General features: G+C 60.2%; 15 protein-coding genes. 8 read left to right on the top strand and 7 right to left on the bottom strand.

From position 1 onward, the window contains the following. The first annotated feature begins 171 nt into the window (after positions 1-171). Complete coding sequence (locus AC54XV_RS11320; RefSeq protein WP_011267449.1) at positions 172-1,059, top strand: DMT family transporter; 888 nt, start codon at positions 172-174, stop codon at positions 1,057-1,059. 437 nt (positions 1,060-1,496) lie between these two features. Here AC54XV_RS11320 and AC54XV_RS11325 read toward each other — a convergent pair whose 3' ends face one another. Next, positions 1,497-2,825 carry an MFS transporter gene (locus AC54XV_RS11325; RefSeq protein WP_011267450.1) on the bottom strand — a complete coding sequence of 443 codons (1,329 nt, stop codon included), beginning with the start codon at positions 2,823-2,825 and terminating at the stop codon, positions 1,497-1,499. 617 nt (positions 2,826-3,442) lie between these two features. On the opposite strand from AC54XV_RS11325, the gene quiC reads away from it, so the two are divergent. Next, a complete protein-coding gene (quiC, locus tag AC54XV_RS11330) occupies positions 3,443-5,350 on the top strand; it encodes a 3-dehydroshikimate dehydratase QuiC (RefSeq protein ID WP_058399454.1) in 1,908 nt (635 codons plus the stop codon). A 107-nt stretch (positions 5,351-5,457) separates the two neighbouring features. Further along, positions 5,458-6,114, top strand: coding sequence for a TetR/AcrR family transcriptional regulator (locus AC54XV_RS11335; RefSeq protein ID WP_003416207.1), 657 nt, complete (start codon positions 5,458-5,460; stop codon positions 6,112-6,114). A gap of 3 nt (positions 6,115-6,117) precedes the next feature. Here the strand turns inward: AC54XV_RS11335 and AC54XV_RS11340 are convergent, their stop codons facing one another. After that, entirely contained in the window at positions 6,118-6,972 is an 855-nt protein-coding gene (locus AC54XV_RS11340) for a shikimate dehydrogenase (RefSeq protein WP_011267452.1), read from the bottom strand. 186 nt (positions 6,973-7,158) lie between these two features. Between AC54XV_RS11340 and AC54XV_RS11345 the strand changes: the two genes are divergently transcribed. Next, entirely contained in the window at positions 7,159-8,049 is an 891-nt protein-coding gene (locus AC54XV_RS11345) for a pseudouridine synthase (protein ID WP_057458501.1), read from the top strand. A gap of 76 nt (positions 8,050-8,125) precedes the next feature. On the opposite strand, the gene AC54XV_RS11350 is transcribed toward AC54XV_RS11345, so the two are convergent. Then, positions 8,126-8,350, bottom strand: a complete 225-nt coding sequence (locus tag AC54XV_RS11350; RefSeq protein ID WP_003315600.1) for a YgdI/YgdR family lipoprotein — start codon at positions 8,348-8,350, stop codon at positions 8,126-8,128. Between the two features lie 96 nt (positions 8,351-8,446). Beyond that, on the bottom strand, positions 8,447-9,052 hold the full coding sequence (mobA, locus tag AC54XV_RS11355; protein WP_004408481.1) for a molybdenum cofactor guanylyltransferase MobA: 606 nt from the start codon (positions 9,050-9,052) through the stop codon (positions 8,447-8,449). A gap of 75 nt (positions 9,053-9,127) precedes the next feature. Between mobA and moaB the strand changes: the two genes are divergently transcribed. The 3 genes from moaB (at position 9,128) to AC54XV_RS11370 (ending at position 11,901) form a co-directional block, all read left to right on the top strand. Then, positions 9,128-9,667: a molybdenum cofactor biosynthesis protein B gene (gene moaB / locus AC54XV_RS11360; protein ID WP_004408480.1), complete on the top strand. Its 540-nt coding sequence runs from the start codon at positions 9,128-9,130 to the stop codon at positions 9,665-9,667. Between the two features lie 6 nt (positions 9,668-9,673). Further along, a complete protein-coding gene (locus tag AC54XV_RS11365) occupies positions 9,674-10,885 on the top strand; it encodes a molybdopterin molybdotransferase MoeA (protein ID WP_011267455.1) in 1,212 nt (403 codons plus the stop codon). Positions 10,886-10,974: 89 nt separating this feature from the next. Then, positions 10,975-11,901 carry a glycosyltransferase family 2 protein gene (locus tag AC54XV_RS11370; RefSeq protein WP_011267456.1) on the top strand — a complete coding sequence of 309 codons (927 nt, stop codon included), beginning with the start codon at positions 10,975-10,977 and terminating at the stop codon, positions 11,899-11,901. 36 nt (positions 11,902-11,937) lie between these two features. On the opposite strand, the gene AC54XV_RS11375 is transcribed toward AC54XV_RS11370, so the two are convergent. Then, entirely contained in the window at positions 11,938-13,746 is a 1,809-nt protein-coding gene (locus AC54XV_RS11375) for a monovalent cation:proton antiporter-2 (CPA2) family protein (protein WP_004408474.1), read from the bottom strand. Positions 13,747-13,992: 246 nt separating this feature from the next. Here AC54XV_RS11375 and AC54XV_RS11380 point away from each other — a divergent pair, with 246 nt between their 5' ends. Further along, positions 13,993-14,181, top strand: a complete 189-nt coding sequence (locus tag AC54XV_RS11380; RefSeq protein ID WP_003393013.1) for a hypothetical protein — start codon at positions 13,993-13,995, stop codon at positions 14,179-14,181. A 19-nt stretch (positions 14,182-14,200) separates the two neighbouring features. Here AC54XV_RS11380 and AC54XV_RS11385 read toward each other — a convergent pair whose 3' ends face one another. Both AC54XV_RS11385 and AC54XV_RS11390 read right to left on the bottom strand, forming a co-directional pair. Further along, the gene (locus AC54XV_RS11385) at positions 14,201-14,593 is read right to left on the bottom strand and encodes a hypothetical protein (protein WP_004408469.1); all 393 of its coding nucleotides are present in this window, start codon (positions 14,591-14,593) and stop codon (positions 14,201-14,203) included. 225 nt (positions 14,594-14,818) lie between these two features. Further along, complete coding sequence (locus tag AC54XV_RS11390) at positions 14,819-15,847, bottom strand: FecR family protein (RefSeq protein ID WP_058399455.1); 1,029 nt, start codon at positions 15,845-15,847, stop codon at positions 14,819-14,821. Positions 15,848-16,094 lie beyond the last annotated feature (247 nt).

The following is a 16,094-nucleotide window of genomic DNA, read 5'->3' on the forward strand; positions in this document are numbered from 1 at the left end:
CGGTGTGCAATTGTGAAACAGTTGTTTTGGGCGATTATCGAACGTTAATGAACCGGTTCGAACATTTTCTGCGAGAAGCCGCAAACGTGTGTGCGATGCTCACGGGTAACTATGGGTAGAGAGCGTGTTCGGCCACGGTGTCGGCTGCTGAAACTTGAACAAGGAAGCGTAATGAGCACTGCCAGCACGCCGTCGTCCGGCGTCAATCAACCTCTCAAAGGTATAGGCTTCATTCTTCTGGCGACCTTCCTGTTTGCCAGTCACGACACCCTGTCCAAGTACCTGTCCGGCTTCTATCCGATCATTCTGGTGGTTTGGGCGCGCTATCTGGTGCACACGCTGTTGATGGCCTGCATTTTCATGCCTTCAGCGGGGTTGCGAGTGTTGCGCACCAAAAGGCCCGGCCTGCAGGTCTTGCGCGCACTGGCGCTGCTGGGCACCAGTCTGCTGTTTACCAGCAGCCTGATGTTCATCCCGCAGGCAGAGGCGACCGCGGTCAACTTTCTTGCGCCGTTGCTGGTCACCGCGTTATCGGTGCCGCTGCTGCACGAGCGTGTAACGCGCGGCCAGTGGATTGCGGTGGTGGTAGGGTTTGTCGGGGTGATGATCATCATTCATCCGGGCGGCGAGCTGTTTACCCCGGCAATTCTGCTGCCGCTGTCGTCAGCCTTGTGTTTTGCGCTGTATCAACTCCTGACGCGGCTGGTCAGCCCGTTCGACAGCCCGACCACCAGCAACTTTTTCGCCGGGCTGTTCAATACCCTGTTGATGAGTGCGCTGGTGCCGTTCTTCTGGGAAGTGCCAGCGCTCAAGCACCTGCCGTTTCTGCTGGCGCTCGGCGCGTGTGGCATGTCGGCGCATTTGCTGCTGACCCAGGCCTTCCGCTTCGCCGCCCCGGCCATGCTTGCGCCGTTCAGTTATTGCCAGATCGTGTTTGCCGGACTGCTGGGCTACCTGGTCTTCGACCACACCCCGTCCCCGACCGCGCAGGCCGGCATCGCCATCATCTGCCTCAGCGGTCTGGCAGCAGCGTGGCAACAGCGACGTAAGGGTGGGTAACTACCGGAGCTGAAGATCCGATTGACGCGTATGCCGATGTTCAGTTGGCATGTTTTTCCTGACGCCCTGCGTCGCAGCACAATGTCATGCTGCGTCTGCAGGAGGCCGCCATACGTGCTTTTCGATCACGGTGGCACTGACGACGCAGAGTGCGACGTTAGTGACGGCTGAGTCCTGGCGCTGATCCGGGGGTAGCCTGGCAGGACGCCAGGCTAGCCGCACCGCGCCATGGATGGCGCGTTGCGGCGACCCCCGGATCAGTGCCAGGGCGAAGGAACCCGACGAAGTCGGGCCGGAAACAGGAGCGGGGACTTTGCTCACTTTGGTCCCTCAAAGTGAGTCGCCGAGGGGCGAAAAGGTGACCTGAGCCGAACGCCAATCCACCTGACAAAGAAAACCCGCTGTGTGACGCTGGGTTTTCGGGCTGCGTCAGACGATTACTCGCTGAGCGTCGGAACCTTGCGAGGGGCCATGAAGTACATCCAGATCAGGGCAATGAAATACATCGCCGGGATCATCGTGAACAACACGTTGTAGTTGTTATTGGTGGCGGTCAGCACCGCACCCACGATCTGCGTCATGAACATACCGCCGATGGCCGCACACATGCCGCCGAAGCCGAACACGGTACTCATCATGTGCTTGGGGGTGTAGTCCATCACCAGGCTCCAGATATTCGCCGTCCAGGCCTGATGCGCACCCACGGCAAGCGAAATGGCCAGTACCGCTACCCACAGCCCGCTGGCATTGGCGGCGAACACCACGCTGCAGATCGTGATGGCAAAGATCAGCATCGACAACAGCCGCGCAGTCGTCGCACGCATGCCACGACCAATCAGCCAGGACGACAGGATACCGCCACCGACACTGCCGAAATCGGCCGTCAGCCAGATCAGAATCAGCGGAACACCCATCTGCGTCACGCTGATCCCCAGGTTGTATTGCTGATTGAGGAACGGCGGCAGCCAGTACAGGTAAAACCAGAACACCGGAGCAGTGATCGCATACGCCAGCGCGAACGCCCATGTGCCACGCATCTTCAGAATGCCGGTGAATGGCACCTTGACCGGAGCCGGTTCGACTTCCTGATTGATGTAATCCAGCTCGGTCTTGCTGACGGTCGGATGTTCTTCGGGGTTGTAGTACTTCAGGCGCCAGGTGATAGCCCAGAGCAGCCCCAGCGAACCCATCGCCACGAAGGCGGCCTGCCAGCCCCAGACCGTGAGGATCACCGGCAGCAGGGCCGGGGTCAGCATGGCACCAACGTTGGTGCCGGCGTTGAAGATACCGGTGGCCACCGCGCGCTCACCGGCAGGGAACCACAGCCGCGTGGTCTTCACACAGGCCGGGTAATTGGCGGCTTCGGTCAGGCCCAGAATGAAGCGGCAGACCATGAAGCCCACGGCGGAAGTGGCCAGGCCGTGAGCACCGGTCGCCAGGCTCCACAGCAGCACCGCGAGGAAGAATGCACGCTTCACGCCGACCTTGTCGATGAAGCGGCCCTGCAGCACAAAGCCGACCGCGTAACCCACCTGAAACCAGAAGTTGATGTTGGCGTAGTCCATCGCCGTCCAGCTCATTTCCTTGGCAAGGATGGGCTGCATGACGCCGAGCGCGGCACGGTCGATGTAGTTCAGCGTAGTGGCGAAGAACACCAGGGCGAGCATGCCCCAGCGAGTCTTGCCGACGGCGAGTGCGCCGCGGATCTTTTCGCCCATCCCGGCACGGGCGGCCTGGGCGACAGGGTTGGTCTGGGTGTTAAGCATGATGTTCTAACCATCCGTTCCAGGACTGTGCTGCTGGCAACAGTCGGACTGAGAAGTCCACTCGATGCAGGCGTTGTGCAGGTAAAGTGAAGTCGTAGAACCGCGATTCGACTGGCCTCTAGACTCAGGCTGTCCTCGAAACGATCCGTCGGGCCGACAATTTACAGGTTGAGCCGCGTAAGTGTGTTGGAATGTTTCAGGCGACGCGGACCCAGACCGGGCTTTTGGCCGGGTGGGTTCGTCGAACATGTCGTCTGATAAGACGGACGGGCGATCGGGCGAGCAAAGCGAGAAGGGTGCACATGAGCAATGTTCCTGTTTTTTGAATTGTTATGGGTTTGCTGCTGATGAAGCGAAGATCAAAATGTTTGGCTGCGGGTCTATCCTGCAATGTGATGCTGATGTTGAGCATTGCGAGATACAGCGTCAATTGAGTAAAACGGCTTTTGTTCGATAATCGAACGTAAAACTAACCGGTTCGTACACTTTATGTTGCTGTAGTATTTTCACAGGCAAATACTTTACTCGCACCTCTGAATAAGGCCGGGAAAGGCCAGGAATGCGGTGCTGTCCAGTCGCGATCCAAGCAGGTCGCGTTCATCCAGGAGCTGAAAAGCATGCAGCGTTCAATTGCTACCGTATCCTTGAGCGGTACTCTGCCCGAAAAGCTCGAAGCCATCGCCGCAGCCGGCTTTGACGGCGTCGAGATTTTCGAAAACGACTTGTTGTATTACGACGGCAGCCCACGCAACATCAGGCAAATGTGTGCCGACCTGGGCATCGCCATCACCCTGTTCCAGCCGTTCCGCGATTTCGAAGGCTGCCGCCGTGATCGTCTGCAGCGCAATATCGACCGTGCCGAACGCAAATTCGATCTGATGCAGGAGCTGGGCACCGATCTGGTGCTGGTCTGCAGCAATGCGTCTGCCGATTCGGTGGGCGACGAAAACATTCTGCTCGATGACCTGGGCCTGCTCGCCGAGCGCGCGGGTGCCCGTCACCTGCGCGTCGGTTATGAAGCGCTGGCCTGGGGCAAGCACGTGAACACCTGGCAACAGGTCTGGAACCTGGTGCGTCAGGTTGACCACCCGGCACTAGGCGTGTTGCTCGACAGTTTTCATACCCTGTCACTGAAGGGCGATCCGAGCGCCATCGCGCAGATCCCGGGCGACAAGATCTTCTTCGTGCAGATGGCCGACGCGCCGCTTCTGGCGATGGATGTACTGGAGTGGAGCCGCCATTTCCGCTGCTTCCCGGGTCAGGGTGAATTCGATCTGGCCGGCTTCCTCGCGCCGATCCTGCGCAGTGGCTATACCGGGCCTTTGTCGCTGGAAGTGTTCAACGATGGCTTCCGTGCAGCGCCGACACGCGCCAATGCCGCGGACGGTCTGCGTTCGCTGCTTTATCTGGAAGAGAAAACCCGCCAGCTGATGGCGCGTGACGAGCCGGCCGCGGTTCCCGAAATCCTCTTCAATCCGCCTGCGGCCAGTACCTACAATGGCGTCGAGTTCCTCGAGTTTTCCGTTGACGAGAGCCACGGCGCTCGCCTGTCGGGCTGGCTGCAACGGCTGGGCTTTGCCAAGCTGGGTCAGCATCGCTCCAAGGCGGTCAGTCTGCTGGGGCAGGGCGATATCAGGATTGTGCTCAATGCCGAACCCTATTCCTTCGCCCACAGTTTTTTCGAGGCGCACGGCCCTTCGTTGTGCGCCACCGCCTTGCGCGTCGACGACGGTCATCAGTCGCTGGAACGCGCGCGTGCTTTCAAGGGCCAGCCCTATCGTGGCCTGGTCGGTCCCAATGAACGGGAGATTCCGTCGGTCCGCGCGCCCGACGGCAGCCTGATCTATCTGGTGGATAACGCCGCACCGGGAGAATCGATTTACGACAGCGATTTTGTCGTCGATCCGCAAGCCGTCGCCAAGGGCGGGTTGCAGCGTATCGACCACATGGCCATGGCGCTGCCGGCCGACAGTCTGGACAGCTGGGTTTTGTTCTACAAAAGCATTCTGGATTTCGAGGCTGACGACGAAGTGGTCTTGCCCGACCCCTACGGCCTGGTCAAGAGCCGGGCGCTGCGCAGCCGTTGCAGCACCGTGCGCTTGCCGTTGAATATTTCCGAAAATCGCAACACGGCCATTTCCCATGCGCTGTCGAGCTATCGCGGCTCGGGTGTGCACCACATCGCATTTTCCTGCGAAGACATCTTTGCCGAGGTAAGCCGCGCCAAGGAAGCGGGCGTACCGTTGCTGGACATCCCGCTCAACTACTACGATGACCTGGCGGCGCGCTTCGATTTCGACGAGGAGTTTCTCAGCGAACTGGCGTATTACAACGTGCTCTATGACCGCGATGCGCAGGGTGGCGAGTTGTTCCACGTCTACACCGATGCGTTCGACGGGCGCTTCTTCTTCGAAATCCTGCAGCGCAAGAACGGTTACGCAGGGTATGGCGCTGCCAACGTCCCGGTGCGTCTGGCTGCGATGGCCAAGGCGCGCAATGTGGCAGCACGTCAGGCGCGTCTGTAAGGCGAATCCGATTGCAGGGCCGCTGCGAGGGTTCGACGCCCTCGCGGCTTCCCTCGGTTGCCGGTCGGCTTCATACTCCGCGCATCACTCGTGGTCATGAGCCAACAATGAAAACAACTGACGACTCCGTTGCCGTTGCGTCGAAAGGGCGCAAGAACAATCCGGAAAAGACCCGCGAAGACATTCTGCAGGCCGCCGTTGCCGAGTTTGTCGCCCATGGCCTGTCGGGTGCGCGTGTCGATGCCATTGCCGAGCGCACCAAGACCTCGAAACGGATGATCTATTACTACTTCGGCAGCAAGGAGCAGCTGTACGTCGAAGTGCTGGAAAAACTCTACGGCGCGATTCGCAACACCGAGAGCCAGCTCAATCTGTCCGAACTCGAGCCTGTGGAAGCGATTCATCGCGTGGTCGAGTTCACCTTCGATCACCACGACAGCAATGTCGATTTCGTGCGCATCGTGTGCATCGAAAACATCCATAACGGCGAGAACGTCAAACAGTCCGAGTCGATTCAGGCCAAGAGCCAGAACATCATCAGGGCGCTCGACGGCATCCTGCGTCGTGGTGAAGCCAGCGGCCTGTTTCGTGACGGCGTTCATCCGGTTGACCTGCACCTGATGATCAGCTCGTTCTGCTTTTACCGGATCTCCAACCGCCATACCTTCAGCGAAATCTTTCAGATCGAGCTGTGGAGCGAGGAGGTCAAACAGCGTCACAAGGCAATGATCTGCGACGCTGTGTTGCGTTATCTCAAGCGCTGATGTTTACAACGTGTGGAAGTGCGCCATCATCCGCTCTGCATCGGCGGACTGGCCACTGAACAGTTCGAAGGCCTTGACCGCCTGAAACACCGCCATGGTGCTGCCATCCAGGGTGCGGCAGCCCAGTGCGCGGGCATGCCTGAGCAGTTCGGTTTCCAGCGGAAAGTAAATGATTTCCGCCACCCACAGTTCAGGCCGCAGCAACTCGACCGGCAACGGCGTACCCGGCAGTTTGGTCATGCCGACCGGCGTGGTATTGACCAGTCCGTCGGCTTCGGCCATCGCCGCAGGCAGGTCGGTACCCACCTGCGCGCGTCCGGCACCGAAGTGCTGGTTGAGGTTGTCCACCAGCCCCTGGGCGCGTTGCGGCTCGACCTCGAACACGCTGAGGCGCTCGACGCCTGCGCTCAGCAGCGCATGAGCCACGGCAGCGCCCGCGCCACCTGCACCCATCTGCACTACCTGTTGGCGTGGGGCCTTGTCCAGGCCGCGCTGAAAGCCTTCGGCAAAGCCCAGGCAGTCGGTGTTGTGACCGATGCGCTTGCCGTCCTTGAACACCACCGTATTCACCGCGCCGATACCGCGCGCTTCGTCGGACAGCTCGTCCAGTAACGGGATGACCGCCTGCTTGCAGGGGAAGGTGATATTCAGGCCGGTGAAGCCGCACTGCCTGGCACCTTCCAGCAGTTGGGGCAGGGCATGGATGTCCAGTTGCAGGGCGTCGATATCGATCAGCCGATACAGATAGCGCATGCCTTGTGCATCGCCTTCATGCTCGTGCATGGCAGGTGTCCGCGAGGCCTGGATGCCCGAGCCGATCAGGCCGGCGAGGATGGAGGGTTTTTCAGCATGAGTCATAAAAATACGTCTCTTGTTTTTGTGTCACTGCCCGGTTGGCGGCAGGTGTTAAACAGAATGTACCAGATGGTTAATAGTGCCGCAGGCAGGAGTCGATTACCACGCAGCGATGTTGTGCGGTGATCGCACTAATCAGTGATAATCCACGGCCAGCCGCTTCAGGCTTACACGAGTTCGAGTCCCCGCATGTCCGAGTCCGTCTTCAGCGCCGCACAGCAGCAAGCCAGTACGTTGTACCTGCCACCCGGCTCGTGGGCCACGGTGCTCGATTGCCTGTGCGCGAAATTTCCGGCCATCAGTCGTGAACAATGGCTGGATCGTTTTGCTCGCGGCCGGGTGCTGGACGAAAACGGCAAGGCCATCGCGCCTGATCTGGCGTACCGGGAAGGGCTGCGGGTTCACTACTTTCGTGAGGTTGCCAACGAAACGCCGATTCCCGTAGTTGAAACGATCCTCTACGCCGACGAGCATCTGGTGGTGGCTGACAAGCCGCACTTCCTCCCGGTGACACCCGCAGGCGAGTACGTCGAACAAACCTTGCTGCGCCGCTTGATCCATCGCCTGGACAATCCTGATCTGGTGCCGCTGCACCGCATCGACCGGCACACCGCAGGGCTGGTGCTGTTTTCCGCCAACCGGCAGACGCGCTCGGCTTATCAGGCCTTGTTTCCCACCCGGCGCATCGACAAGTTTTACCAAGCCATTGCGCCAGCGCTGCCGGGGCTGGCGTTTCCGCGTCTGCACGAGAGCCGTCTGGTCGAGGGCGAACCGTTCTTTCGCATGCAGGAAGGTATCGGCGCGAGCAACACCCGCACGCAGATCGAGGTGCTCGAACGGCAGGATAAATTGTGGCGTTACGGGCTTTACCCGGTGACCGGCAAAAAGCATCAGCTGCGTGTACACATGGCTGCACTGGGTGCTGCCATCTGCAACGACCCGTTTTACCCGGACGTGGTGAAAGACCCGGTGGACGACTATCAAAATCCTTTGAAGCTGCTGGCCAGCAGCTTGCGCTTCGTCGATCCGCTCAGTGGCGAGCAGCGCCACTTCGAGAGCCTGTTGACGCTCGACTGGTAGTACAGGGACAGTGAAATGACAGGCAAAAAAACCCGCACTCGGCGGGTTTTTTCAAATCAGTAACGCGACGCCCGGATCACAGATCCTTGACGGTACGTACCTGATCCTTGTTGATGCGGGTCTGCTTGCCGTCAAGTTGCTTGAACTCGTAGAAGCCCGAGTCTTCATCGTACTTCGGCGTGTCGACAGCCTGGATTTCACGACCATCATTCAAGGTGATCACAGTGGGCGATGCGCAGCCGGCGAGGGAGGCAATGCTCAGTGCAAGCAGGAAGGCAGCGGGAAGGGTCCGTTGTTTCATTACTGTGTCTCCAGATGGATTCTTGATTTGCTGAACTCTCAGACGGATACACCGTCAGCAAGTTCCGTATACACCCGCAGCAACTTCAATGACCAGTCACTTGTTGCGGTTTTCACTGATCCCGGTCAACAGACAGGGAGTGTTCAGGTTGGCCAGGCGTGGATCGCCGGCTTCCAGTTGCAGGGCGACCGGTTGCAGCGGCTCCAGAGCCCGTCTCGGGCTGCGCTCGCCCGCCTGCCATGCGGCTTCCAGCGTTGCGGCGTGAGCGACAGGGATCATACCTAAAAGCGGCTGCCAGTGCTGACCTTCACGCACCATTATCGGTCGCTCCGGGTATTCAGAGGCTTTTTCACGCAATGCGTGCAGCAACGCTGCATCGACCAAAGGTACGTCGCAGGGCAGGATCAGCAACCATAGATGTCGCGCCAGAGGCAGCGCGGCACGTATTCCGGCCAGAGGCCCGTTGAAATCGGTATCGTCGTCCTGCACCAGTCGATCGGCGTAACGCGCATAGCGATCGATATTGCGATTGCAGGAAATGATCAGGTCGTCGGTCAGCGGTCGGGTCAGCCGGTGCAGGTGCTCGATCAGCGCAGTGCCCTGCCATTCGATCAGGCCCTTGTCACGCCCGCCCATGCGCTGTCCCCGGCCTCCGGCCAGCAGCAGAATAGAGCAGGGCGGCAGTGGGGCAGGAACATTCATCGAACACTCGTCGGGCAGTCAAAAGGAGGGCTGTGATATAACACCCGCCTGTTTTCTTAACAACTGGATGAGGCCATGAAAGCCAAGGCTGACACACCGTTCGTAGCCCTTAATATCGCCGTACTGACCGTCAGCGATACCCGCACCCGTGAAACCGATACCTCGGGCCAGATGTTCGTCGATCGCCTGACCGACGCAGGCCACGGCCTGATCGAGCGCGTGCTGCTCAAGGATGACCTGTACAAGATCCGCGCGCAGGTAGCGACCTGGATTGCCGACGATCAGGTGCAGGTGGTGCTGATCACCGGTGGCACCGGCTTCACCGGCCGTGACAGCACGCCTGAAGCCGTGGCCTGCCTGCTGGACAAGCAGGTCGATGGTTTCGGTGAGCTGTTCCGGCAGATATCGGTGCCGGATATCGGCACCTCGACCATTCAGTCCCGCGCGCTGGCCGGCCTGTCCAACGGCACGCTGGTGTGCTGCCTGCCGGGCTCCACCAATGCGGTGCGCACGGCATGGGACGGCATTCTTGCCCAGCAACTGGATTCGCGCTTCCGGCCTTGCAACTTTGTGCCTCACCTCAAGCAGGCCGAGCCCTGTGCGACCCGTGGTTGAGTGCTCATGAGCCACGAGCCGAAAACCCTGCTGCCTGTTGAAGATGCCATTGCACGGCTGCTGAAGATGGCCGAAGCCACGCCGATCACCGAGCGCCAACGCGTCTCGCTGGCCGATGCCGAGGGCCGGGTACTGGCAGTCGATCTGGTCTCCACGCTGGATCTGCCGCCCTGGCCGAACAGCGCCATGGACGGTTATGCCTTGCGCGCGGCGGACTGGCGCGGCGAGCCGTTGAGCGTCAGTCAGCGCATCTTCGCCGGTCAGGCCCCCGAGCCTCTGGCCCCTGGCACCTGTGCGCGTATCTTCACCGGCGCGCCGATGCCTGAAGGCGCTGACTGCGTCGAGATGCAGGAAAACGCCGAGGTGCAGGCGGATCAGCGTGTGCGCTTCAACGAGCCGCTGGGCGCCGGGCAGAATATTCGTCCGCAAGGCCAGGAAACCCGGGTCGGCGATACCGTGCTGGCCGCCGGCACGCGGCTGGGTCCGATCGAACTGGGTCTGGCGGCCTCGCTGGGCCTCGCCGAGCTGGAGGTCATTCGTCGCGTGCGGGTCGCGGTGTTGTCCACGGGCGACGAGTTGATTGAGCCCGGTCAGCCATTGGGGCCGGGGCAGATCTACAACAGCAACCGGGTGTTGCTGTGCAGCTGGTTGAAACGACTGGAATGCGAGGTCGTGGATGCAGGCATCCTGCCTGATGATCTGGACAAGACTCGCGCTGCGCTGGCGAATCTGCAGGGCGTCGATCTGATTCTCTCAACAGGCGGAGTGTCCGTGGGCGAAGCGGATTTCCTCGGCCACGCATTGCGTGAAGAGGGCGAACTGACCCTCTGGAAGCTGGCGATCAAGCCTGGCAAGCCGCTGACCTTCGGGCATTTCCGGGGTGTGCCGGTGATCGGTCTGCCTGGCAATCCGGCCTCTACGCTGGTCACCTTCGCCTTGCTGGCCAGGGCTTACCTGCTGCGTCGCCAGGGCGTGATCGACGTCGCCCCCTTGCAGTTTCCGGTGCCTGCCGGGTTTGTCTGGACGCGTCCTGGCAATCGCCGCGAGTACCTGCGCGGCCGTCTGGAGCAGGGCCGGGCCGTGGCTTATCGCAATCAGAGTTCGGGCGTATTGCGCAGCGCTGCATGGGCCGATGGTCTGATTGAAGTCCGCGAAGGCTCGACCGTGGCCGAAGGCGACTGGGTCAACTTCATTCCGTTGAGTGAAGTGCTCGGCTGAGTGCATTCGAATGGTGGGGCGGGTACGCATGAGCTACTCTCAACAACGCTGACACAGTGGGCAACCGGACTTCGCCCTGGAGTATTGTTATGGCGCCATTGAGAGTGGCTTGTGTGATCCCGACCTACAACGGACGCAAGGATCTGGAACGTCTGCTGGATTCACTGGCTGCGCAGACTGCCAGCTTCGATACGCTGATCGTGGACTCCAGTTCCTCGGATGGCACGCTGGAGCTGGCGCAAGCGCGATGTGCCAATGTGCTGCGCATCGACAGCAAGGATTTCAACCACGGCGGCACCCGGCAGATGATGGTCGATCTGCATCCCGACTATGACGTGTATGTCTTCATGACCCAGGATGCGTACGTTGAAGACATCAATGCCATTGCCAACATTCTGTTGCCCTTCGCCGACCCGAAGGTCGGTGCTGTGTGCGGGCGACAGCTGCCGCACAAGGATGCCAACCTGCTGGCCCAGCATGCACGGTTGTTCAATTACCCGCCGACCTCGCAGATCAAAACGCTGGCCGATGCCGGTACGCTGGGCATCAAGACGCCATTCATGTCCAACTCGTTTGCGGCCTATCGGGGCGAAGCGTTGCGGGCCATTGGCGGTTTCCCGCGGCATGTGATTCTTTCGGAAGACATGTACGTCACCGCGAAAATGCTCATCGATGGCTGGAAAGCGGCTTACGAAGGCTCGGCGGTCTGCCGTCACTCCCACAATTACAGCCTGCGCGAAGAGTTTCGCCGTTACTTTGATATCGGCGTGTTCCAGGCCCGCGAAGCGTGGATCTACGAAACCTTTGGCGGCATTGGTGGCGAGGGCATGCGTTACGTCAAGTCCGAGCTGAAATTCCTCGGTCCCCGGCGAATCCTCTGGTGGCCTGTGTCGTTCGTGCGTAATGCGCTGAAGCTGCTGGCCTACAAGCTGAGCCGGCAGGAAAAACGCTTGCCCCGCGGCGTGAAGAAGAAGCTCGGCATGTACGCGCGTTACTGGGACAGCCCCTACGCCTGAGTTGCGCCGCAGACCAGCCTGCGGCGCATGAGCAGGTCAGCTTTTCGCGGCTTCTTCGTCCAGACGGTCTGCCTCGAACAGTTGCGCGAGGTCGGCCCTGGCTTCGCGGGCGGTCTGCAGGACCTTGGCGTCGTCGTCATACACCTCATGCTGAGCGGCCAGCACCTGTTCGTCGTGACGTTTGAAGCGACTGATGCGTGCGTCGGCCTGTGTTTCGCTGAGGCCCAGGCCCATGAGGGTCTGGCGACTCATTTCCAGGCTTGAATAGAACGTTTCGCGAACCGCGTGAGCGCCCAGGTCCATCAACCGATGAACATGCTGGCGGTTACGTGCGCGGGCAATGATCTTCATGTGCGGATACAGCTTGCGGATCAGCTCGGCAGTCTTGATGTTGGTGTCAGGATCATCGGTCGCGATGACGAAGTATTCGGCCTCATCGACTTTGGCGGCACGCAGTATTTCCGGGCGCAACGGGTCGCCATAGAAGACCGGTACATTGCCAAAGCTACGGGAGAACTCGATGGACTCGACGGCGGTATCCAGGGCGATGAAAGGAATCTTCTGCGCGCGCAGGATACGCGCGACAATCTGTCCCATACGGCCCATGCCGGCAATGACGACGCGTGGTTTGTCGGTCTGGATATCGCGGTATTCCTCCGGCACCTCGACAGGCTTGACCTTGGGTTTGATCCAGCGCGCCAGAGCAATGAACAGCAACGGCGTGACCGCCATCGACAAGGTGATGGTCAACACCAGCATGTCGTATAGCCCGGCCTCGAACAGCCCCTGAGCGCTGCCGATCTTGAACACCACAAAGGCAAACTCGCCGCCTGCGGCCAGTACCAGACCCAGCTGCAGCGCGCTGCGGTTGTTGAGTTCGCCAAGGGTGCGACCGATCAGGAACAGCATCGGCAGCTTGATTGCGATCAGCAACAGCGTCAGGCCCAGCACGATCAGCGGCGAGCTGAGCAACAGGCCAACGTTGGCGCCCATGCCGACACTGATGAAGAACAGCCCCAGCAATAACCCTTTGAACGGTTCGATCTGTGCTTCCAGTTCGTGACGGTATTCGGAGTCGGCCAGCAACAGGCCAGCAAGAAACGCGCCCAGCGCCATGGACACTCCCACCAGTTCCATCAGCCACGCTGTGCCTATCACCACCAGCAAGGCCGTGGCGGTCGAAACTTCCTGGATTTTGGTCTTGGCGACGATCCGGAACACCGGGCGCAGCAAATAGCGCCCGCCAATCACCACAATGGCAATGCTGCCCAGCACGCGCAGACCGTGGTTGATGCTTTCGCCGGTGTCCATCGCGTGGTCAGCCCCGGCCAGAAACGGCACCATGGCAATCAGCGGGATCGCCGCAATGTCCTGAAACAGCAGAATCGCGAACGCCATCCTGCCGTGCGGGCTGTTCAGCTGTTTGCGTTCCGCCAGGCTCTGCAGGCCGAAGGCCGTGGACGACAGGGCAAGGCCCAGGCCCAGAATGGCCGCGGTGTTCAGCGACTGGCCGAAGGCAGCGAAGGCGACCCCGCCGATGATCAGGCCGGTCAGCAGTACCTGCGCCATGCCTACGCCAAACACGGATTTGCGCATGACCCATAAACGTTTGGGCGAAAGCTCCAGGCCAATGATGAACAGCAGCAGTACCACGCCAAGTTCGGAAATATGGCTGACGCTCTCGGTATCACCGATCAGGCCCAATACCGAAGGGCCGATGACCACGCCGGCGAACAAATAGCCGATCACCGCGCCCAGCTTCAACCGCTTGGCCAGCGGCACAGTCAGCACGGCGGCGAGCAGGAATACCACTGCGACCTGCAGCAGGCTGCCTTCATGGGGCATGTAAAACTCCTTGGTAATAATTGAACACACTGTTGAAGCAGGGGCGGTATTAAAGCATGGGAGTTTTACACGGCAACGCGCATCGCAGCATGACGATAATCAACGTCGTTGATAGAACCTGCAGGAAAGGGCGCGCGTGAGGGGGGGACAAGGCGCGCGACGATGCCATCTGTCGCGCATCGGCGTAAGATATGCCCGCAAACAGGCAGCGTCAGTTGCCTGCTCATGAGCATTCAGGAAACCGTTATGACCAACAAGCAGCGTTTGATTTACTCGATTCTGATCGCCCTCGGCGTTCTGGCGATCATGCTGGGCTTGTCGCATCTGCAAAACAGCGGTGCCATCACCGAAAAGACCTTTCAGTACATTGCAATCAGCGTGGCGGTGCTGGTGGTGATCCTCAACGGCATCATGCGTCGCAAGGTCAAGCGCTAAGCGCTGGTGACCGGTGCGGTTACCGGGCGCTGTCCTTGCCAATTTCTCCCAGCCATTCCCGGGCGCGGGGGTGCAGGCTGTAGGTCTTGTCGTCGTTGAGGTCGATCACGCCCTCGTCGCACAGACGCTTGAGCACCTCGCGCACGCTCAGAAACGATAGCGGCACATCGAGCCTGAGCAACTGGCTGTGTACGCCGCGCACTCCCAGAGGGTGGCCTTCTTCACTCGAGACCATTAGCGCGTCGAGCACCTTGAGCCTGACCAGGCTGGTGCGCAGGCCGAAGCTTTTCAGGAGCATCCGGATGTGCTCGTTTCCGGGCCGCTCGGTCTCCAGAGCGGGCGACTGTGCCTGCGCAGCCACTGCGGTTTGCCGCAGCAGGGTGCGAGTCGTGATTCCTTGGCGATTGAACATCCGCAAACTCCTTTTCAGGCTTTTTAAACACTCTCAATTACTAAGACGAACGAGCTCGGCAAAACCTCAGTTATCAGTGGAAAAAAATACGCCGCCCAGCCTGTACAGGCTCGCTGCAGTGAGGTGCGCTTGAGGTTAGATGAAGAATCGACGGGCGCGAGAAGAGATCGTTCCGACGATGGGCGCAGCCGAAATTACCGCGCGTCAGCAAGACCGCGAGTGCGATCAGCCTTTCGGAGCGTCGGCGGTGCGACGGTTGAGTACCGGGTTGCCGTTCTGATTCTGCGTCACATACACCGGCAACACCTTGGGCAGAGAGCCCAGCAGGCTCGACAGGTCGTGAGTGTTGTAACTGCCGCCCAGGCGCATGGCTCCGGTTGCACTGTCCGCCAGCAGAATGGGGGTTTGCAGGTAGCGATTGATCAACGGCAGTGCCTGGCTGAGCGGCAGGTCATTGAAGATCAGCTTGCCATTGCGCCACGCCAGGCTGGTATCGCGTGCTTCGGTCTGGCTGATCAGTGGAGCGTCGTCGCCTGCCTTGTAACTGGCCTGCATGCCGGGGGCCAGGGCGTGGCTCGAAGAAGGATGTGCACGATCACTGTTGATCTGAACCGAACCCTCGACCAGCGTCACGCGTACCTGATCCTGATACATCCATACGTTGAAGCGTGTGCCGGTGACCCTGATGCTGCCTGCGCCGGCATCGACCACAAAAGGGTGCGAGCTGTCGTGGCTGACCTCAAAGAACGCCTCGCCCTTTGTCAGCGTGACGCTGCGTCGATCCCGGTAATTGGCGTAGGTCAGCTCGGTACCCAGGTTCAGCTCGGCGCGGCTGCCGTCTTCCAGCATGACCAGGCGTGTGGCGGTGTCGGCGTTGTAGGTTTCGTAGGCGTCAGGCAGCCAGCCCTGATGCCAGCCGACATACCCGGCGATCGGCAGTGCCAGAGCAACGACCGCTGCGGCTGTGGCCAGTTTTGCCCAGCGGCGACCGCGACGAGGCCGAACGTGATCGGGCAGGGCAGCCTGGGTTTGGCGCGCAGGTGGCGGGTTGAGCGGTTCGATTTGTCCGGTGATGTCCCAGACTTCCAGCATTGCGTTGTATTCGATCGCATGCAGGGGGTGGGCCTTCAGCCATTGCTCGAATTCTTTCCGTTCTGCTGCGGTACAGTCTTCTGCATGCAGGCGCATGCACCAATGCGCAGCGGCATCGGTGATCGCGTCGTGTTCTGCCTTGCTGAAAAGAGGGTCGCTCATGGGCGCTCCAGCCTATACCTTCGGCGCATTCTACCCTTTGATTTCAAGCAGAGAGAACATTTGCAGGCCATTGCCCATGAAGGTGCTGCGTATTTTCTGGTGAATGCAAGCGGCTCTCATTGAAAACTCCCCGTCGCATCCTGAGTGCTATTGCCCGGGGAGTGTCCTTGCAGCGTCCGCAGCGCTACTCTCGGGGCTTGCATTCGCCTTGTCGTTCTCGCTAGCGTTCTCGATCTACCGCCATGAA

It is taken from the genome of Pseudomonas fragariae (ex Marin et al. 2024), from assembly GCF_059621105.1.